This is a genomic window from Undibacterium sp. TC9W (assembly GCF_049339865.1).
Lineage (GTDB): Bacteria > Pseudomonadota > Gammaproteobacteria > Burkholderiales > Burkholderiaceae_D > Undibacterium.
Genome location: NZ_JBMPPJ010000005.1, coordinates 251,552 through 271,279, shown reverse-complemented (window position 1 = coordinate 271,279; position 19,728 = coordinate 251,552). Strand labels below are relative to the sequence as shown.

General features: G+C 51.0%; 16 protein-coding genes. 11 read left to right on the top strand and 5 right to left on the bottom strand.

Annotated elements, in window-relative coordinates; all coding sequences use genetic code 11:
• The first annotated feature begins 35 nt into the window (after window positions 1-35).
• The 4 genes from ACO0LN_RS09040 (at window position 36) to flgL (ending at window position 5,643) form a co-directional block, all read left to right on the top strand.
• The gene (locus ACO0LN_RS09040) at window positions 36-1,124 is read left to right on the top strand and encodes a flagellar basal body P-ring protein FlgI (RefSeq protein WP_422973122.1); all 1,089 of its coding nucleotides are present in this window, start codon (window positions 36-38) and stop codon (window positions 1,122-1,124) included.
• 9 nt (window positions 1,125-1,133) lie between these two features.
• Window positions 1,134-2,042 carry a flagellar assembly peptidoglycan hydrolase FlgJ gene (flgJ, locus tag ACO0LN_RS09035; protein WP_422972928.1) on the top strand — a complete coding sequence of 303 codons (909 nt, stop codon included), beginning with the start codon at window positions 1,134-1,136 and terminating at the stop codon, window positions 2,040-2,042.
• Window positions 2,043-2,155: 113 nt separating this feature from the next.
• Window positions 2,156-4,408, top strand: coding sequence for a flagellar hook-associated protein FlgK (gene flgK / locus ACO0LN_RS09030; protein ID WP_422972926.1), 2,253 nt, complete (start codon window positions 2,156-2,158; stop codon window positions 4,406-4,408).
• 8 nt (window positions 4,409-4,416) lie between these two features.
• Window positions 4,417-5,643, top strand: a complete 1,227-nt coding sequence (gene flgL / locus ACO0LN_RS09025; RefSeq protein ID WP_422972924.1) for a flagellar hook-associated protein FlgL — start codon at window positions 4,417-4,419, stop codon at window positions 5,641-5,643.
• A gap of 97 nt (window positions 5,644-5,740) precedes the next feature.
• Here flgL and ACO0LN_RS09020 read toward each other — a convergent pair whose 3' ends face one another.
• The 3 genes from ACO0LN_RS09020 to ACO0LN_RS09010 all read right to left on the bottom strand — a co-directional run bounded on the left by ACO0LN_RS09020 (window position 5,741) and on the right by ACO0LN_RS09010 (window position 9,808).
• A complete protein-coding gene (locus ACO0LN_RS09020; protein WP_422952091.1) occupies window positions 5,741-6,010 on the bottom strand; it encodes a hypothetical protein in 270 nt (89 codons plus the stop codon).
• Window positions 6,011-6,140: 130 nt separating this feature from the next.
• Window positions 6,141-8,393, bottom strand: a complete 2,253-nt coding sequence (locus ACO0LN_RS09015) for an OPT family oligopeptide transporter (protein ID WP_422972922.1) — start codon at window positions 8,391-8,393, stop codon at window positions 6,141-6,143.
• Window positions 8,394-8,563: 170 nt separating this feature from the next.
• Window positions 8,564-9,808 carry an MFS transporter gene (locus ACO0LN_RS09010; RefSeq protein ID WP_422972920.1) on the bottom strand — a complete coding sequence of 415 codons (1,245 nt, stop codon included), beginning with the start codon at window positions 9,806-9,808 and terminating at the stop codon, window positions 8,564-8,566.
• A gap of 529 nt (window positions 9,809-10,337) precedes the next feature.
• Between ACO0LN_RS09010 and ACO0LN_RS09005 the strand changes: the two genes are divergently transcribed.
• Complete coding sequence (locus ACO0LN_RS09005) at window positions 10,338-11,177, top strand: DUF1653 domain-containing protein (protein ID WP_422972918.1); 840 nt, start codon at window positions 10,338-10,340, stop codon at window positions 11,175-11,177.
• 49 nt (window positions 11,178-11,226) lie between these two features.
• On the opposite strand, the gene ACO0LN_RS09000 is transcribed toward ACO0LN_RS09005, so the two are convergent.
• Window positions 11,227-12,744, bottom strand: coding sequence for a peptide MFS transporter (locus ACO0LN_RS09000; RefSeq protein WP_422972915.1), 1,518 nt, complete (start codon window positions 12,742-12,744; stop codon window positions 11,227-11,229).
• A gap of 167 nt (window positions 12,745-12,911) precedes the next feature.
• Here ACO0LN_RS09000 and ACO0LN_RS08995 point away from each other — a divergent pair, with 167 nt between their 5' ends.
• The 6 genes from ACO0LN_RS08995 (at window position 12,912) to ACO0LN_RS08970 (ending at window position 18,515) form a co-directional block, all read left to right on the top strand.
• Window positions 12,912-13,901, top strand: a complete 990-nt coding sequence (locus ACO0LN_RS08995) for an XdhC family protein (protein WP_422972913.1) — start codon at window positions 12,912-12,914, stop codon at window positions 13,899-13,901.
• A gap of 20 nt (window positions 13,902-13,921) precedes the next feature.
• Window positions 13,922-14,791, top strand: a complete 870-nt coding sequence (locus tag ACO0LN_RS08990; protein ID WP_422972911.1) for a PhzF family phenazine biosynthesis protein — start codon at window positions 13,922-13,924, stop codon at window positions 14,789-14,791.
• A gap of 168 nt (window positions 14,792-14,959) precedes the next feature.
• Entirely contained in the window at window positions 14,960-16,078 is a 1,119-nt protein-coding gene (gene ribBA / locus ACO0LN_RS08985; RefSeq protein WP_422972909.1) for a bifunctional 3,4-dihydroxy-2-butanone-4-phosphate synthase/GTP cyclohydrolase II, read from the top strand.
• Window positions 16,079-16,178: 100 nt separating this feature from the next.
• Window positions 16,179-16,676: a 6,7-dimethyl-8-ribityllumazine synthase gene (gene ribH / locus ACO0LN_RS08980; protein WP_110253023.1), complete on the top strand. Its 498-nt coding sequence runs from the start codon at window positions 16,179-16,181 to the stop codon at window positions 16,674-16,676.
• A 105-nt stretch (window positions 16,677-16,781) separates the two neighbouring features.
• On the top strand, window positions 16,782-17,246 hold the full coding sequence (gene nusB / locus ACO0LN_RS08975; protein ID WP_110253024.1) for a transcription antitermination factor NusB: 465 nt from the start codon (window positions 16,782-16,784) through the stop codon (window positions 17,244-17,246).
• A 102-nt stretch (window positions 17,247-17,348) separates the two neighbouring features.
• The gene (locus tag ACO0LN_RS08970) at window positions 17,349-18,515 is read left to right on the top strand and encodes a pyridoxal phosphate-dependent aminotransferase (RefSeq protein WP_422972906.1); all 1,167 of its coding nucleotides are present in this window, start codon (window positions 17,349-17,351) and stop codon (window positions 18,513-18,515) included.
• Window positions 18,516-18,605: 90 nt separating this feature from the next.
• On the opposite strand, the gene ACO0LN_RS08965 is transcribed toward ACO0LN_RS08970, so the two are convergent.
• Window positions 18,606-19,562 (bottom strand): transglycosylase SLT domain-containing protein, encoded by a 957-nt coding sequence (locus tag ACO0LN_RS08965; RefSeq protein WP_422972904.1) that lies wholly within the window; start codon window positions 19,560-19,562, stop codon window positions 18,606-18,608.
• Window positions 19,563-19,728 lie beyond the last annotated feature (166 nt).

Genomic DNA, 19,728 nt, shown 5'->3' with positions numbered 1-19,728 from the left:
ACGCACTTTCCACATCCAGAATGATCAGGGCAGCCATGCTTGCCATGGCAGTCATGACTGCCATGATCGCGCCGGAAAGTCGGGCAGAGCGCATCAAGGACCTGGCAGGCATACAGGGCGTGCGGCAAAATCAGTTGCTTGGTTATGGCCTGGTGGTTGGTCTCGATGGCAGTGGTGACCAGACTACGCAAACCCCGTTCACAGTGCAGAGTATCATCAGTATGATGCAGCAACTGGGCGTCGCTATCCCAGTGGGAACTAGCCTGCAATTAAAGAATGTGGCCGCAGTCATGGTGACTACCTCCTTGCCAGCTTTTGCCCAACCCGGGCAGACCCTGGATATCACGGTGTCGTCCATGGGTAACGCAAAAAGTCTGCGCGGTGGCACATTGCTGATGACACCTTTAAAAGGTGCAGATAACCAGATTTATGCCATGGGACAGGGCAATGTGCTGGTCGGTGGTGTGGGTGCTTCGGCAAACGGCAGCAAGGCGCAAGTCAATCATCTAAGTGTCGGTAAAATTTCTGGTGGTGCGACGGTGGAGAGGGCGGTACCCAATTCAGTTTCCCAGGGATCTACCATACAACTGGAGTTGAACAGCTCGGATTTTTCCACTGCCAGCCGTGTGGTGGATGCGATTAACCGCCGCTTTGGCCCGGACACGGCAGCAGCCATGGATGGTCGTGTGATACAGGTGAAAGCACCAGTCTCTACCGATCAACGCGTGAGTTTTCTCGGCAATCTGGAAAATATCGATGTGACGCCAGCGCAAATGGCAGCGAAGGTGATCTTGAATGCCAGGACTGGCTCTATCGTCATGAACCAGGCAGTGACGCTTGAAAGCTGTGCTGTCGCCCATGGGAATCTGTCTGTCGTCATCAATACTGACAATACGGTCAGCCAGCCAAATGCACTGGCGGCCGGACAAACAGCACCTACTGCCAATTCAACCGTCACGATCTCGAAAGATGCGGGTCAATTGATGATACTAAAGGCAGGGGTATCTCTGGCTGAGGTGGTCAAGGCACTCAATGCCATCGGTGCGACACCACAAGATCTGCTGGCCATATTACAGGCCATCAAGGCATCTGGTGCCTTGCGTGCAGACCTGGAAATTATCTAAGGAATCGCGATGATAGGGCGCACCGATTTCACCGATAAAACCGCCTTTGACACCAAAGGGCTGGATGAGCTCAAGCAGTCGGCCAGAAATAATTCACCCGAAGCAATTAAGGGGGCGGCCCAGCAGTTTGAAGCGTTGTTCTTGAATGTCATGCTGAAATCCATGCGCCAGGCGGGTGGGCAGGATGGCTTGTTTGACAGCGAGCAAAGTCGTATGTATACCTCCATGCTGGATCAGCAATTGTCGCAGACCATGGCCAAAAAGGGTGTGGGCCTGGGAGATGTGCTGGTCAGGCAGTTATCAAATAATGCCATGAACCAGGCGCTGGAAGCAGACCCTGCCACCGGTTCCGGCAATCTAGCCAACCCCGCCAGCATGCGCGGTATCAACACTTACCTCGATAACCTCAAATTCGAGCAAATGCCCGCGAATGCGCCAAAAACTGCATTTACAGGGCCAAACCACGTGCGCGAGTTCCAGGAAAAACTGTCTGCCCATGCTGAGCAGGCCAGCCAGGAAACCGGTATTCCTGCCAAATTCATGCTGGGCCAGGCTGCTTTGGAAAGTGGGTGGGGGCGCCGTGAAATCAAGACCGTGGATGGTTCGACCAGCCATAATATCTTTGGCATGAAGGCGACCAAGGGCTGGAAAGGCAAGACAGTTGATGCAGTTACAACAGAATATGTGAATGGCGTAGCCCAGCGCAAGGTAGAAAAGTTCAAGGCTTACGATACTTATGCCGATGCATTCAAAGACTATGCTAAATTGATCACCAAGAATCCGCGCTATGAAAACGTGATAGCTAATGCCAAAGATGCAACAAGCTTTGCCCAGGGCCTGCAAAAAGCCGGTTATGCGACTGACCCCGAGTATGCCAACAAGCTGACAAAGATCATCAAAAACTCCCTTTCTACGTAATTTCACCATAGGTCTCCAGTGAAAGTGCAATCAGATTAAAGTTTTACCGAAACGCACCGAAAACATGATTGATGGCACTGGGTGGCTAACTTAGCAAAAGAGCAGGTTCAATTATGGGTTCAAATATATTTGGCATTGGGCAATCGGCACTGGCTGCGGCGCAGCTGGGCATTGCGACGACCGGTCATAATATTGCCAATGCATCAACTCCTGGCTATAACCGTCAAACTATCCTGCAAGCGGCGAATGAACCGCAGAATCTGGGCGGCTCATTTATCGGGCAAGGTGTTTCGGTTACACAGATACAGCGCCAGTACAATTCTTTCCTGGCTGGTCAGGTCAATGCTTCCCAATCAACAAAAAACCAGGCTGATGTGTATTACAGCCAGATCAGCCAGATCAATAACCTGGTGGCAGACCCCACTGCAGGCGTAACACCTGCCTTGCAAGATTTTTTCAAGGCTTTCCAGAATCTGGCTGCCAGCCCTAATGGCACTGCCGGTGCTGCGGCGCGCCAGGCTGCCTTATCGTCGGCGCAATCACTGGCTGGCCGTATCAATGGTTTGGAGACACGTCTTGACCAGATTACGGATGATGTTAATGGACAAATTGGCACGACGGTAGGTGCAATCAACAGTTACGCTTCACAAATTGCGAGTTTGAATGACACCATAGAAAGAGCCAAGGGTATTTCAAATAGTGCCAGTGGGCCTAATGATTTGCTGGATCAAAGGGACCAGCTCATCACTGAATTGAGCAAGCTGACCAAGGTCAGCGTTGTGCCCCAGGGTGAAAAATATAATGTGTTTATTGGCAATGGCCAACCACTGGTGCTTGGCAGCAATGTTACGCAATTGCAGGTCAGCCAGTCATTGACGGACCCCAGCCGCACTGAAGTTTCTTACCTCGTCAATGGTTCTTCCGTGCTGTTACCTGAAAACAGTTTTGGCGGCGGCAAACTCGGTGGTTTATTCGATTTCCGCTCCAGCACCCTGGACGTGGCAAAAAATAGCTTGGGCAGGATAGCAATTGGCCTCGCCACGCAATTCAATGACCAGCAAAAGCTGGGGCTGGATTTGAACGGCCAGGTCGGTGGCGATTTCTTTACAATTTCTGGTCCTGTAACAACACCAAGTGCGCTCAATACTTCGACAGCGGGTATCAATGCAAGCATCACCGATACTTCTGCATTAACGACCAGTGACTACCGCCTGCAATTTATCGGCGGCAATTATAAAATTACCCGCTTGTCAGATGGGGCAACACAGTCTTCGGCAACTTTGCCATTGAAGTTTGATGGTATTAATTTTCAGCTTGCACCGCCACCGGCTGCAGCGGCTCCGGCAGCAGGCGATGAGTTTCTGATCAGACCTACCATAGCGGGGGGCGCCAGTATTGCTGTAGCTATCCAGGACCCGGCCAAACTGGCTGCGGCGGCACCTTTGACGACATCTTTCCCGACGACCAATACTGGTAACGGCAAGATCAGTGTTGGTGTTGCCAATTCCCAGGCTGCCTCCAGCAGCAACTCTGCCACGGCCACGATAGGCTCGGCAACAACGGACGATTCTTTTCTTGGCACCAGCCTGGCCACACCAGTTAATCTAACGTATTCGGGCGGTAATATTACTGGCTTCCCTGCCGGTGCCACAGTATCTGTCAAAGTCGGTGCTGTTACGACGACATATCCGCCTCCAGCAACCGTGCCGTATACCAGCGGCGCTGCGGTCAGCTTTAGTGGTGTCAGTTTTTCGATCAAGGACGGTGCTGCTCCACCTTCCAATGGTGATGTGTTTACCATATCCAAGGCGTTGCCAGTAGCACCGAGCACGTTGACATTTAATTCCGCTGGCAATACCCTCACTGGCTTCCCGGCGACTGCGAATGTCACGGTGACCAATGCCGGTGTTGCTACAACTTACCCGGCCGGCACGGCGGTGCCCTATACATCTGGTTCCACGATCAGTTATAACGGCATCAGTTTCTCGATATCGGGTAATCCTGCCAACGGTGATGTGTTCAATGTCGCGCCGAATACCAATGGTTCTGGTGATAACCGTAATGCGGTATTGCTGAGTAATCTGCAAACGCAAAACACCATTGGCGGTGGTACTACGACCTTCCAAGGGGGGTATGCTCAATTTGTCAGCTTGGTCGGTAACAAGGCGCATGAGTTGCAAATTACCAGTGCTTCAGAAACAAAATTGCTGGCGCAAAATATCACTGCCCAGCAAACTGAATCAGGTGTGAACCTTGATGAAGAAGCTGCCAACTTATTGCGCTATCAACAGGCATATCAGGCGGCAGGCAAGTTGATGCAAATTGCAAGTACATTGTTTGACTCCTTATTGGCGTTGGGCAGATAGAGGTTATTATGCGTATCAGTACCAGCACTATTTATCAAACTGGCGGTTCCAATATTAGCGATCTGCAGTACGGTTTGAACAAGACCCAACAGCAAATCGCTGCTGGCCGTCGTGTGTTGACACCGGAAGATGATCCGATTGCCTCTGCACGTGCGCTGGTTATTTCTCAGTCAGACTCTTTAAATACCCAGTTTGCGACCAACAGGCAAGCTGCCAAGAATAATCTCAGCATTGCTGAGAGTACGCTCAGCAATGTCACTGACACGTTGCACAATATCAAGGCGCTGATTGTGCAGGCAGGCAATGGTTCTTACAACGATACCGATCGTGGATTTATCGCTCAGCAATTGCAAGGCAATCTTGATCAATTATTTGGTCAGGCAAATGCCACTGATGGCACGGGTAATTACTTGTTCTCAGGTTTCAATACCACTACTGCGCCTTATACCAAGACAGCGGGTAGCGCTGTATATAATGGGGATCAGGGGCAGCGCTTTATCCAGGCAGACACATCAAGGCAAATACCGCTCAGTAGCCCTGGTATTGATATTTTCCAGAATATCCGTACCTCGGCTGGCCAGTTCAATGTGCAGTCTAATCCGTCCAATGTAGGCACTGCAGTCGCTGCGGCGACGATCAACACCCCTACCTCAGCGAATCTGACGGGTAATAATTACGAAGTGGCGTTTGATAATCTGGGTACTTCATTTACTGTGACAAATAAAACCACAGGTAATGTGGTGGTTCCATTGACCCCGTATGTCAGCGGCGCGACGGTTACCTTTGATGGTATAGACTTGAATGTCACCAACGCGGGTGGCCCACCAGTTGCAGCGCCTGGCCCAAACGACAAGTTTTCAATACAGCCAGGCAATCAAAATATCTTTGAAACTGTCACCGATATCATCAATGCCCTGAACACGCCTGCGGGTACGGCGGCAGCAAAAAAAGATTTGACTGCTGCGCTGACACAAGGCAATAACAATATCGACAAGTCTTTGAATAATGTATTGACCGTGCGTGCGCAACTGGGCACCAGCCTGAAAGAGATTGATGACCTTGATAGTGAGGGTGATGCCAAGGGCGTCGCTTTCAAACAGGATTTGTCTTCCTTGCTGGACCTTGATTATGCCAAGGCGATTACTGAGCTCAATCAGCAACAAACTACCTTGCAGGCAGCGCAGCAATCATTTGTTAAGGCATCTGGGCTGTCTCTGTTTGACTATATCCGTTAAGAGTCTATGATATTCAGATTTAAATTCAGGTTTAAATTCAGGTTTAAAAACAAAAAGCAGCCGAGGCTGCTTTTTTGTTTTCAGGTCATCCTGATTTTTAAATCTTTTCCATATCTTCTGCATCAAGTGCAATCACATGGGTTTGCATGATGCCACGTTCATCATGCCATTCGCGCACGACGCAGGGCGCACCTTCTTCATCCATGGCGATGACTTTGAAGAACTGGCCTATCATTGATTCTATGAGGATACGTTCATCTTCAGGAAAACTCTTGATAAATCTTTTGTCGAGATTGACTACGCGGACGATATCGCCCACGACGACAGGTTGGTTCTTGCAATCGACAGCGGCTTGAGGTGCAGACATGGCTATTTCCGATAAATTATTTTCAGATATTGTACTTGGTCTCTGTCATTCTGCAGCAGGCAAAATAAAAAGGCTTGATTGTTACAAACAATCAAGCCTTTGGCGTTCAACTTTATATCCTGAATTTTAGTCAGGAAGTTTTCTTTTCGCGTGCTACCCAATACAACGCAATGATGATCAATGCGTAAGGGATCATAGACAAGGCATTGGCATTGACACCTTCAAAGAAGGGATTGTTTGCTGTCGCCCAGTCACCGATTTTCTTGTCGAAATCTGTCAGGATGCCTGCCGTGAAGGCAATGACGATACCAGCCAGCGCACCACCGGCGATATAACCAGATGACAGCAAGACACCAGAACTGCGGTCGCCAGCTGCCTGTTTCTCTTCTTCACTGAGGTGCTTGTTGTGTTCCAGCTTATTGTTACGACGATCTACCGCCCAGCGTATCATACCGCCGACAAACAGTGGGGCAGAGGATGATAATGGTAAATATACCCCTACCGCGAAGGCCAGCGATGGGATGCCTGCCATTTCAAGTACCAGCGCAATCATCACGCCAAACAAGACCAGGGTCCAGGGCAGTTGTCTGTCCAGGATACCCTTGATGATGTAAGACATCAGCACAGCTTTCGGCGCATCGTATTTCTTGACTTCAGTACCGTCAGGGCGTTTGTTGTAAGCACCATTGATACCGGGATCGACCAGATAGACTGCCTTGCCTGCATTATCAACGAAGTATTTACCGGCAGGGCCGCCGACATTGTCATTCTTGTGCCAGACCTTGTATGTGCCTTTATCTGTATCAGCTTGCGGGCCTTGCAGTTGTGCAGTGTCGGTCAGTTTTGATGCGTCTGTCTGCAGAGCAGGGGCAACCTGTGCTGCCGGGACATACACAGTGCCAGAGTCATTCAACTTCAACAGGATAGGGCCAAGGATCAGGGCAGAAGATAGGGCACCTGCCAGGATTGCATACTGTTGCAAGCGCGGTGTGGAACCAACGATGTAACCGGTTTTCAAATCCTGTGAGGTGGTACCCGCATTGCTGGAAGCGATACAGACGATCGCACCGACAGACAGGGCCGTCACATAGTATTGACCACCAGTCCAGCCCATGATCAGGAATATCAGGCAAGTGAACAGCAGGGTTGCTACTGTCATGCCAGAGATAGGGTTAGAAGAAGAACCAATTTCGCCAGTCAAACGTGAAGAGACAGTAGCAAACAGGAAGCCGAACACCAGGATCAGCAAGGCACCCAGGAAATTCATGTGCAGCGGTGTCGCAAATGTAATGACAGCAATAATGGCCAGCGCACCGATGACGACCCACTTCATCGGGATATCCTGATCAGTACGCAGTGGCGCATTAGCTGCTGCAGCACCTTTGCCAAGGCCGGATAAACCAGCCGACAGGCTGCGCCAGATAGTAGGCATCGCACGCATCAGGCTGATCAGGCCACCGGCAGCAACAGCGCCAGCGCCGATGTACAGAATATAAGCGCCACGCACATCATGTGAGCTCATTTCGCTGATAAGTTTGGTTCCAGGGGCCAGTGGCACACTCAATGCATCACCAAAGAACTTGATCATTGGTATCAGCAAGAGATAAGACATGACACCACCGGCTGCCATGACAGAAGCAATACGCGGGCCGATGATATAGCCTACACCCAGCAATTCAGGGGACACTTCTGCACCCAGCGAACCACCTTTGAGTGGGGCACCGAATACGACTTCTGGCGTATCTTTCCAGCCTTTGAGGGCAACGTTGGCGATCTTGTATAAAAGACCGATACCAAAGCCACCAAAGATGATCGCCGCACGTTTGCTGGCATCATCTGCTGCATTGGGATTATTTGTTTCACCAGCTGCTTCGCGGGAGGAGTCAGTCGCTGCTGCCTTCAAAACCTCGGCACAGGCCGTGCCTTCAGGGTATTTCAGCTCATCGTGCTTTTCCACGATCATGGTTCTGCGCATGGGGATCATGAGCAAAATACCCAGCAAGCCACCGAGGCAGCCAACCAGCATAACGCGAGATATTTCCAGGTCAAAACCCAGGATCAGGATGGCTGGCATGGTCACGCCAAGGCCGAAGGCCAGGGACTCACCTGCGGAGCCTGCGGTTTGGGTAATACTGTTTTCGAGAATGGTCGCATCTTTCGCGCCCAGTTTATTACCCAGGCGGAACAGCGTGATGGCAATCACCGCTACCGGGATCGAGGCGCTGACGGTCAAACCGACCTTAAGTACCAAATATAAGGATGATGCACCGAAAACCATGCCAAGTAATACCCCCATGATCAGGGCTCTTGCGGTCATTTCGGGAAGGTGGGCTGAGGCCGGGATATAGGGCTTGAAGCCCGGCTTGGCATCAGGTGTTGACATTTTTGTTGGCATTGTTCTACCTATTTGTTGTCAAAAAAGCTGAATAAGAGGGTGATCTGTTTCAGCGCAGCGAATAAACAATCCCCCTCCGTCTCCTGAGGGGGATCGATGAAAAAATATAAATATCCGCGCATTATCACGCTTTTTTCAGCCTGTTTGCAATGCCATCCTTAAACTTGTTGCATCTCCTCCTGCTTGCTCAGGCGCGGCAAGACAGTAATCCCACGGATGATGGGGTTTTTTGCAGCAAGTAGTGCCAGCAACAGGGCTGCCACGCCGGCAAAACCCAGGGCATAACGCAAACCCATGTGTTCACCCAGCCAGCCACCGATCAAGGCGCCAGGGCCTGCCGGTATTAGTATCAACCAGCGCATGGTGCTGGTCATACGGCCCAGCATGGCTTCTGGCGTGACTGCCTGACGCAAGGCCAGGAAGTTGATAAAGATCAGCACGCCGCCTATGGAGAAACACATCAGCATAAAACCAAATGCAGCGATACCCCAGTTATTGGTTGGTGCCAAAGCCAGCAAACCCCAGCCTAGGCCGCATACAGCCACACCCAGCACCATGCAGGGACCAGGCCCGATATTGCGGCTAATGCGGCTGCCATACACACTGGCGATAATGGTACCCACACCCATGCCCATATAGCTGAGACCAACTGCCTGTTCCGATAAACCCAGCTCACGCGTGGCAAACAGGATTTGCACGACCAGCGCCGCGTTATAGCAAAGCTGCCAGCCACCTACTGTCAAGGCCAGCGCGATCAGCAGCGGTTTATTGGCGACAAAAGCCAGGCCAGCCTTCAAGTCACGCCAGAAATGCGCGTCAGCACGCGGTTCCCTGACTTCATTGACATGAATGCCGCGCAAGATGACAGCGGATGTCAGTAAAAGAATGGCATCAGCCAGCAAAGCTATTGGTGCCCCCAGCAACTTGATCAATGCGCCAGCCGTGGCAGGGCCCGCAACTTCGGCCCCAGAAGTTGCCAGGGCATTTTTTGCATGTGCTTCCACCAGGCGGTCACGTGGCACTATCTGCGTCAGCACGATTTGCGAAGCCGTGCCAGCAGTGGTATTTACTACACCAATCATGAAGCCGACTACATACAGCCAGGTCATGTTGAGATAACCCAGCCACCAGGCCACAGGCACACTGGCGACCGAAATGGAGATCATGATTTCGCCAACTACATACACCGGTAGCTTGCGCACCCTGTCCAGCCAGACGCCTGAGGGTAGCGACAGCAAGACAAAGGGCAGGATTTCCATAAAAGTCAGCATGCCCATCTGGATGGCGCTGGCGTGCAGCAGCAGTGCGGCAGTCAGCGGCAGGGCCAGCATGGTGACCTGCGCACCAAATGAGCTGATCAGTATCGAAGTCCAGAGACGCCGATAGACAAGATCGCGTAACAAGTCCCTTTCCGGGAGCGAAAACAGTCCTAAAATTTTATTTTTCATAATGAGCAATACAATAATTTGCCCGTGTCTTTATTCTTGACGAAGTGAATAGTAGTACACAGGTCTGGGCGTCTATGCGCAACCAGGTTGGAGCAAAAAAGCAAAGACGGATGATATGTAATGCCTGGTTTGGCCTGGTATGGCTGGGCAAACTGGGGCAGCGATTACTACCGTATCATCGGAGCATCTGGCGGCTAGCGCAGATTAGTCGAACTCGTAGAGCTATTCGAACTTAATGGGGCTTGGGGTATGCGCAAAGCTACGTCGCCAGTGCTGAAAAGCCTGGTTGCACCACGGTGTTGCTAGTGACGCTGTAGTTTGAAAATGCATTTACCCGAGTCCTGAGGGTTGAAAGTGAATGAAAATTGAATCAGAAAATTACCCCGCGTCACAGATTTTTATTGACGCACAGTACAGATAGATTGTATTGCTCTTCATAAGTTCCCGCTAGTGAAAAAATATGATGTTTGAAAAACCTGTAGTTATGATTGACTTTGAAACCTCCGGTATGTCACCAGACCAGGGTGGGCGCGTTACTGAAGTGGCCGCCTTGCGCATAGTCGGTGGTGAAATCGTCGATCGTTATGTGAGCCTCATCAATAGTAATGTGCGTATCCCTTACTTTATTACTGAATTGACAGGCATTACCCAGGCTATGGTGGATAAAGCACCGCCAGTATCGGAAGTATTGCCTGAGCTCGTGGAGTTTATCGGTACTGACACATTAGCTGCCCACAACGCCAGTTTTGATGAAAAGTTCTTGTTGGCGGAGAGTGACAGGCTGGGTCTGTGGCCAGCCCATGATGGCGTGATTTGCTCCGTTAAACTGGCGCGCAGGGTTTTCCCTGGCTTGAGTACTTATTCCTTGGGCCCACTGGCAGCTTCCATGGGCATACGTTTCAAAGGTTCTGCTCATAGGGCAGAGGCAGATGCAGAAGTTGCCTCTGCGCTGATGCTGCATATTGCCAGTGAGCTGGGTCAGCGCTATGGCTATTCCGCAATTGACCCGCGCTTGCTACAAGATATTAACAAGCTGGCAGCAGCCAAAGTGCCTGCATTTTTGAAAAAGCACAGAGCGGCAGAGATTGCGGCTGATGCCGCGCCGGTGCACTTGCTAAAGACCAAGGGTGTGCAACGCTTTCGCCATTACAAAGGCGGGATTTATGAACTGGTGTGTGAAGCAACGCAAGAGTCTGACTTAAGCCCTGTCATTGTCTATCGCTCGTATGATGGTTCCATCTGGACCAGACCCAGGGCTGTGTTTTTTGAAATGCTGCAAATTAATGGCGCAGAAGTCATGCGCTTCACGCCCATCAAGGAATAAAAAAGGCGGGCACATTTCATCGTGCCCGCCTTGCATATTGCTTTTCTTGTTATGCCGGTTTAGCCTGCTCAGTCTGCGTCAACGGGTTTGCTGCTGCCGATGCCTGCTTGGCAGGCCCATCGGTAATCAGTTTGCGCAAGACAGGGATCAGGACAATGAGGACGATGCCTACGCCAACACTACTCCAGCCCAGTAAAGAGAAAATGTAGTTATAGGTTGGATTGGTGGATGAGGCCAGACCTTCTGTCGCCTCAGGGATCAGGCCTGAGAATTTGCTGGCCAGAATAGATGCTGTGCCTGTTACCAGCATCCAGGTGCCCATCATGACGCCCTGATATTGGCGCGGTGCCAGTTTGCCTATCATGGCATAACCGATAGGCGAAATAAGCAGCTCAGCAATACTTTGCAGGATGTAGCTGATGAATATCCATTTGAAAGCCACCAGGCCGTTGCTGGCAGCAGTTGCTATACCTATGGGCAGCACAAGGAAACCCAGACCGATGAGTATCAATGCAGCAGAGAACTGGCGCGGGATATCAATATTCCAGCCCTTGGCACGCAGCTTGTCGAACAACATCGCCATCAGCGGGCCGCCAAACATGATCACAAAGCTATTGATGTTTTGTATCCATTGCGGCGCAACTTCATAACCCCAGACCATGCGATCTACATTGCTGACGGCGAACAGTTGCAAGCCCATCGGGGCCATTTGATACAGTGTCCAGAATACCAGCGAGCCTATGGTTAGCAAGACATAGGCCGTCATATTATTACGTTCACGTGGTTCTTTGTGAATGGCAGTCAGGATGATGAAAATGACAGCAATCGCAATGCTGATGATCATGACCAGGTTGCCAGTCATCTCAGCGCGGTGCAGCATGAATTCAACCAGTGGTACCAAGCCAGCCATGACCGCCAGACCGACCAGAAAGCGCCAGCGGAACTGGTTTGCGGTGGCTTCAAGCAGGGTGGTGTTCAAGTCACACAACCTGCGCCAGTTGATTGCCGCCAGTACGATCGCCATGAAGTTGCCTATGGTGGCGAAGATAAACAGGCTGGCATAGTCTTCTTGCAGCTGGTAATAACCGGCAGCGGTGAAGCCGATGAAAAAACCGAGGTTCATGCCTGCATAATTCCACAGGAAGGCGCTTTCGCGACGATTGTCTTCAGGTTTGAAGCGTTGCGTCAGCATCAGGTTAAGGCAGGTGACGTTCAAGCCACTACCCGTCAGGAAAAATGCCAGGCCCCAGTACATGGTTGCTGAAGTACCTACGGAAATAGTCGCACAGCCTATGACTTGCAGGATCATGCCACCAACAAACAGGTTGCGGTTGCTGATAAAACGACCGGCCAGATAACCACCAAACAAATGCAGACCATAATTAAATGCACCAAACACACCCATGATGGCCGTGGCATCCTTGGCGGTGAATCCCAGTTTTTTGGTGGCATATAGCACCAGGGTGGAATACAGTACGGCAAAGCCCAGGGTGGCAAAAATCTGTATGAAAAACAATGCGCCTGCGCCTTCAGGTACGGCAGCCAGTCTTTGTTTGATTGTGGACAAGGTGGTCTCCAGAGTGGTGGTCTGGCAGGCATTGTAAAGCAAAGAAATACTGGAAATAAGACAATTTGTATAGATAATTTCCATGCAGAAGCTGGAATGCAAAAACATGCGAAAATGAATGATAGTCAAGTCGGCTCAAATCTGAATCAACAAGACCATAGGAAGCAATGGACAGCATAGATCTCGAAGTACTTAAAACCTGTGACGCCTGGATCAAGGCAGGGCAAGCCTGCGAACTGGTCACTGTCATCAAGACCTGGGGTTCCAGTCCAAGGCCTGAAGGCGCGACGCTGGCTATTGCCGGTAATGGCCAGGTAGTGGGTTCTGTCTCTGGTGGTTGCATAGAAGACGACTTGATAGAAAGAGTGCAGCGCGACGGCATGCAGCGTCATCTGCCAAAGATCGTCACCTATGGCATTACCGCTGATGAGGCGCACCGTTTTGGCCTGCCCTGTGGCGGCACAATAGAGCTGGCAATAGAACCCTTGTCCGCACGCAGCCAGCTTGATGCCTTGCTGCAGGGCTTGCAAAGACATGAATTACTGGCCAGACGTTTGGATTTGCGCACAGGGGAAGTGACACTCGCAAAGGCGGACCCGGGCCAGCAACTGCAGATTACAGAAGATGCTTTGACGACCGTGCATGGCCCGCGCTGGCGCTTGCTCATCATAGGGGCAGGGCAGTTGTCACGCTTTTTGGCCAGTATTGCAGTAGGCATGGATTACCAGGTCACAGTCTGCGACCCGCGTGAAGAATACCGCAGTGGCTGGAAGGTAGAGGGCGTGCAATTGATTCATGCGATGCCCGACGACCTGGTACTGGAAATGCAACTGGATAGCCGCAGTGCCGTGGTCGCCCTGACGCATGACCCCAAGCTTGATGACCTGGCGCTGATGGAGGCCTTGAAGTCAGATGCCTTTTATGTTGGTGCCATAGGTTCGCGTATTAACAATAGTAAGCGCAGGGAAAGGCTGAAGGAATTTGACCTCAATGATGAGCAACTGGCAAAACTCCATGGCCCCATAGGCTTGTACATAGGCAGCAAAACACCAGCCGAGATCGCGATCTCCATACTTGCTGAACTGACGGCGGTAAAAAATCGCATCCTGCTTCCGGCCGAAGTCAATGTCGCCCATGCCAAATCGACGCTCGCCTGATTTTCATTGAATAAAGAATAATGACTAACTACCCTTTTCGCCTCTTGAATGTGTTTGCCGAAGAAACTCTCGGCGGTAATCCACTTTGTGTTTTTGAAAATGCGACAGGCATCTCGGATGAGCAAATGCAGGCACTGGCTCTGCAATTCAATTTATCGGAGACAGTGTTTGTATTGTCCTCAGATGTCGCTACCGCCAGAATGCGTATCTTCACGCCAGATACAGAAATGCCCTTTGCCGGGCATCCCAGTCTGGGTACGGCGCAGGTGGTTGGCAGCCTCAGCAATTCCAGCCAGATTTCGCTGGAATGCAAGGCAGGCCTGGTCGATCTGCGTCTTGAGAACGGAATATGGACACTGACTACGCCGCACAAGGGTGAGCCTGTGGTTAAAGCTAGCGGTTTATCTGTTGCCGAAGCGGCTTCTTTGCTGGCGCTGGATGAAAGCGATATTCATTCTGTGCCACTGTGGATCAACACTGGTAGCGAACAAATGCTGCTACCCCTGAATTCACGCGAAGCGGTTTTACGTGCCACGCCAGATGTCAGCAAGTTGCCTGTCTGGCCTGCCAATAGTCTGGGACGCAAGTCTGTCTATGTATTTGCTTTTGATGAGCCAACGTTAGAAGACGAACGTCTGTCCGTAACGGCGCGTTATTTCTTTGCCAAGCAGGGCGGTGGCTTTGCAGAAGACCCCGGCACAGGCTCTGCCTGCGCAAATCTGGGAGGCTGGTGGCAGCATCAGGGGCGTGATTTGCCAGTCAGCATGTGCATAGCCCAAGGTGCGCAAGTCAGGCGGCCATGTAAGTTGTATCTTGATGTGGCGACAGACAAGACCATACGGGTAGGTGGCAAGGTGATAGAAATTGCACAAGGCCAGCTGCAAATCTAGGCAAATTCTTCTGAATCGGGCTTAAATCAGGCTGGGCAGCATATAAATAGACATAAAGCACGGGAAGAGCAGGCGTAAATCCTTTAAAATAGCGACTTCATTCATTTGCACTGAAAAACCAGCGGCCCGACGAACTTATGTCTGTGGCCCGGTTCAGGATATTCCCCTATGAGCATGTCTACTACCCAGGAAATCGTTGCCGAATTGCGCGCTGGCCGCATGGTGATACTGGTTGATGAAGAAGATCGAGAAAACGAAGGCGACCTGATCATGGCCGCCGAGTTCGTAACCCCGGAAGCCATCAATTTCATGGCCAAGTTTGGCCGTGGCCTGATTTGTCTGACGTTGACAGAAGAACGTTGTGATCAATTGAACCTGGCCATGATGACCAGCCGCAACGGCACCTCCTTTGGCACCAACTTCACCGTATCGATAGAAGCGGCGGAAGGCGTAACTACCGGTATCTCTGCCGCTGACCGTGCCCGCACGGTACTGGTTGCTGTTGATAAAAAGTCCACTGCTGCTGACATCGTCCAGCCTGGCCATATTTTCCCGCTGAAGGCGCAAAGAGGCGGTGTCCTCATGCGTGCTGGCCATACTGAAGCCGGTTGCGACCTGGCTGAGCTGGCTGGTCTTACACCGGCATCGGTGATTTGCGAAATCATGAAAGACGACGGCACTATGGCCCGTCTGCCTGATTTGATCGAGTTCGCCAAAGAACATGATATGAAAATAGGGACGATTGCCGACCTGATTCATTATCGCAGTCAGACGGAGAGCATCGTAGATCGCGTGGCTGAACGTGAAATGCATACCGTGCATGGCAGCTTCAAGGCTCTGGTATATCGCGACAAGCCCAGTGGCTCTGCTCATCTGGCGCTGGTACATGGCGACATCGCCCGCGAAAAAGAAGCACTGGTGCGTGTGCATCAGCCGGTATCCATCATCGATTTGCTGGAAAGCCAGGCTACTACGCATTCCTGGAATGTCGCGGCCGCCATGGCAGCCATCAAGAAGGCAGATTCAGGCGTCATCGTCTTGCTTAATTGCGAAGAAACTGCCGAACAGATGTTTGACCAGTTCAAGGCACTTGATACACCAGAGACCAAGCCTGCAGGCCGTGCCGCACGCATGGACTTGCGCAATTACGGCATAGGTGCACAGATTTTGAAGGATGTAGGCGTGGGCAAGATGAAATTGCTGGCCAATCCACGTAAGATGCCGTCCATGACAGGATTTAATCTCGAAGTTGTTGGGTATCTCGATAAGCCGTGCGCAGACAAATAAGGATGAGCGTGCCGGGCTGCAGCAGTGTCACCAGCGGTCTTTTTAGTGCACTTTCATCACTCACATCACATCAGGCGCGAAAAGCGCAAGAAAGAATATTATGACAGTTGGACATTACGAAGCAAATCTGGATGGCGCAGGCGTACGCGTAGGTATCGTACAGGCGCGTTTTAACGACAATATCGGCAAGGGCTTGCTGGATGCCTGCCTGGCAGAATTGTCACTGCTGGGTGTACTCAATGAAGACATCCTGCACGTGACTGTGCCAGGCGCACTGGAAGTGCCACTGGCCTTGCAAAAACTGGCAGAAACCAATCAATTCGATGCCCTGATCGCCCTGGGTGCAGTTATCCGTGGTGAAACCTATCACTTTGAGCTGGTATCGAATGAATCAGGCGCTGGCATCACCCGTGTTGGCCTGGATGCTGGCATTCCTATCGCCAATGCCATCCTGACGACAGAGAATGATGAGCAGGCTGAAGTGCGCATGCAGGAAAAAGGTCGCGACGCCGCCCGCGTTGCCGTAGAAATGGCCAACCTGACCCTGGCCCTGGAAGAACTGGCAGAAGCCACAGAAGACGTGCACTATGATGCCTGATCGTTTTGCTCAGGCTTGATCTACATTTAAGTTCAAGCCTTCACGGTGATCATCCAGCTCTAAGTTAGCATGATAAGTTAGTAAGACAAGTTAGTAAGAGAAGATATGAATAATAAAACATTACACGCCAATCCCAGCAAGAACCGTTCGCCACGCCACCGTGCGCGCGAATTTGCCTTGCAGGGCATGTACCAGTGGCTGCTGAACAATGAAGATTCCGGCGCGATTGAAGCCCATATCCGTGAAGCTCACGGTTTTGAGAAGGCAGACAGAGAACATTTTGATTCCCTGTTGCATGGTGCTATCAAACAATCCATAGAATTGCGCGAGCAAATTGCCCCTTTGATAGATCGCAGCATTGCAGAATTGTCACCTATCGAGCACGCAGCGCTGTTGATTGGTGCCTATGAATTGAAGAACCACATAGAAATCCCTTACCGCGTCGTCATCAATGAAGCGGTTGAGTTGACCAAATCCTTTGGTGGTCTCGATGGTCACAAGTATGTCAATGGTGTACTCGACAAACTGGCAGCAAAGCTGCGTGCGACAGAGGTTGCAGCAGGTAAGTAAGGTACTGACCAAGTTACTGACCATATTTGTAAAAGTATCTACCGCCTTATTTTGAAAGATAAATAAGGCGGTTTTTTTCAGCCTGTGTTTTTAGGAAGTACCATGCATCAAAATCTCGCAGCAAGACTGGACAATATCGCCCCTTTCCATGTGATGGAACTCATGAAGATGGCGGCAGAACTGGAAAAGCAGGGCCGTCATCTGATACATATGGGCATAGGCGAGCCAGACTTTACTGCGCCGCAAGCAGTGATTGATGCTGCGACCAAAGCAATGGCAGCCGGGCGTTTGCAATATACCTCAGCCCTGGGTTTGCCAGCATTGCGCGCTGCGATATCCCAGCATTACCGTGACGTGTTTGGTCTTGATGTGCCAGCTTCCCGCATTATTGTGACTGCCGGTGCATCGGCTGCCTTGCTGCTGGCATGTGCAGCGCTGGTTGAGCCGGGCAGGGAAGTGCTGATGCCTGACCCTTGTTATCCCTGTAACCGCCATTTTGTCGCGGCATTCGAGGGCAGGGCAAAACTCATCGCCAGTGGGCCGGATCACCGCTTTCAACTGACTGAAGAAATCGTTAGACAGCAATGGGATGGGCGCAGCAGTGGCGTTTTGCTGGCCTCGCCATCTAACCCTACCGGCACTTCGATAGAACATGAAGAATTGGGCAAGATCGTCTCTACAGTAAAAAAGTTGGGTGGTTTTAGCATCGTTGATGAGATTTATCAGGGGCTGACATATGATGGCGAACCATTTTCTGCCCTGTCGCTGGATGAAGATGTGGTTGTCATCAATAGCTTCAGCAAATATTTCAATATGACAGGCTGGCGTCTTGGCTGGCTGGTAGTGCCAGAGCGCATCGTCCCTGCACTAGAAAAGCTGGCGCAAAACCTGTTCATCTGCCCATCTTCAATTGCCCAGTACGCGGCCCTGGCTTGCTTTGAACCGGCGACTATCGCCATTTATGAAGAGCGCAAGGCAGAATTCAAGCGCCGCCGCGACTATATCGTGCCTGCATTGCGTGAACTGGGTTTTGGCATTCCAGTTATGCCAGATGGTGCGTTTTATGTGTATGCCGATTGCTCCAGCTTTGCCGACGATGCAGATGCCTTTGCCAAACAGATATTGAATGAAGCAGGTGTGGTGATCGTACCCGGCCTCGATTTTGGTCCGGCGACGGCGACATCGTATGTGCGTCTGTCATATGCCAATTCATTGGAGAATTTGCAGGAAGCGGTTGCCAGGTTGAAGAAATTTTTGGCTGACAGATAATTAAGGCGGGTCGCCCAGACCAATCGCTTATACCAATAAAAAAAGCCGTCTGATCATACAATCAGACGGCTTTTTTATCAAAGGGCAGGCTTACAGTGCTGCAACCTGATCTTTTTTGGCTTCTATCGTTGCCTTGGCTTCTGTTGCCTCAGGCTTGTGTACAGGAGCGGCCTCAATCGGACGTGTTTGCACAGGTGCTGGAGCTGGGGCAGGGGCGCTGAAGAAAGTAGGCACGTTTTTACCTGCCGAGACATCTTTCAGACGCTTGTATTCATTCAATACACGCGCACCATAGCCTGAATCATTGTCGGAATCGGCTGCACCTACATACATCTTCAGGCCAGCTTCAACGGAACCACCACGGGTGACATAGTCTTTCAGTATCAAGGCACCAACACGGATATTGGCAACCGGGTTCAGGGCAGCTTTAACACCACCAAGATCCTGGAATTTTTCATGATGTACTTTGGACATGACCTGCATCAAGCCTTGTGCACCTACCGGGCTTTCAGCAAATGGGTTCAGACCGGATTCTATCGCCATGACTGACAGTATCAGCAAAGGGTCTATTTTGATTTCCTTGGCGGTCAGATAAGCGGCAGATACCAGCATATTGGTCGCATCATTGGCAACGCGGTAGCGCTTGGCCAGCCAGTTGGTTACCCATTGTTGCTGACGCTGATTGCCGAGCATTTTTGCTTCTTCTTCAGATGTGCTTACTTTTTGCAAGCCCGCATCAGAATTAGCCTGGCCTGGCGCTTGCATCAGATGCGCAAGACTTGGTGCTGGAACGGCAGCTACGGCTTCTGCAGGCTCTTCGCCAGCTTCAGCATAGGGTGATAATCCCTTGAATTTGTCTGTCAGTTCTGGTTTGACATACATCATGACCAAAACGACCATGGCAATAATGCCAGTGAGTGTCAGCAGGTTGCGCACGGTGGTGAAAAAACCACTGGTTGTATCACGAGCTACCATGAAAAGCGCTTTGCGCTTGTCCGTTGAAGAAAAACTACTTTGTTGTACAGCTAAAATAAAACGTTGAATCATGTTACCTCCTGAATCTTCGCGATGCCTCATTCAACTTAATGAAAAGTCAAATGCATAGAGCCTACTTCCGCGAATCAGAAACATCGTCCCCCGTCACAAGTGTGATCGCGAGACGCCGGAGTCGTTTGTCAAATCAGGTCCGTCGAACCTGTTCATGGTGTGTCCA

Coding starts and splice junctions, on each gene's coding strand:
- ACO0LN_RS09005 (WP_422972918.1), top strand. CDS start 10,338: ATGATTGACTTTGAAACCTCCGGTATGTCACCAGACCAGGGTGGGCGC.
- ACO0LN_RS08995 (WP_422972913.1), top strand. CDS start 12,912: ATGGACAGCATAGATCTCGAAGTACTTAAAACCTGTGACGCCTGGATC.
- ACO0LN_RS09015 (WP_422972922.1), bottom strand. CDS start 8,393: ATGTCAACACCTGATGCCAAGCCGGGCTTCAAGCCCTATATCCCGGCC.
- ACO0LN_RS08970 (WP_422972906.1), top strand. CDS start 17,349: ATGCATCAAAATCTCGCAGCAAGACTGGACAATATCGCCCCTTTCCAT.
- ACO0LN_RS08990 (WP_422972911.1), top strand. CDS start 13,922: ATGACTAACTACCCTTTTCGCCTCTTGAATGTGTTTGCCGAAGAAACT.
- ACO0LN_RS08965 (WP_422972904.1), bottom strand. CDS start 19,562: ATGATTCAACGTTTTATTTTAGCTGTACAACAAAGTAGTTTTTCTTCA.
- ribH (WP_110253023.1), top strand. CDS start 16,179: ATGACAGTTGGACATTACGAAGCAAATCTGGATGGCGCAGGCGTACGC.
- flgL (WP_422972924.1), top strand. CDS start 4,417: ATGCGTATCAGTACCAGCACTATTTATCAAACTGGCGGTTCCAATATT.
- flgK (WP_422972926.1), top strand. CDS start 2,156: ATGGGTTCAAATATATTTGGCATTGGGCAATCGGCACTGGCTGCGGCG.
- ribBA (WP_422972909.1), top strand. CDS start 14,960: ATGAGCATGTCTACTACCCAGGAAATCGTTGCCGAATTGCGCGCTGGC.
- ACO0LN_RS09040 (WP_422973122.1), top strand. CDS start 36: ATGCTTGCCATGGCAGTCATGACTGCCATGATCGCGCCGGAAAGTCGG.
- ACO0LN_RS09020 (WP_422952091.1), bottom strand. CDS start 6,010: ATGTCTGCACCTCAAGCCGCTGTCGATTGCAAGAACCAACCTGTCGTC.
- flgJ (WP_422972928.1), top strand. CDS start 1,134: ATGATAGGGCGCACCGATTTCACCGATAAAACCGCCTTTGACACCAAA.
- nusB (WP_110253024.1), top strand. CDS start 16,782: ATGAATAATAAAACATTACACGCCAATCCCAGCAAGAACCGTTCGCCA.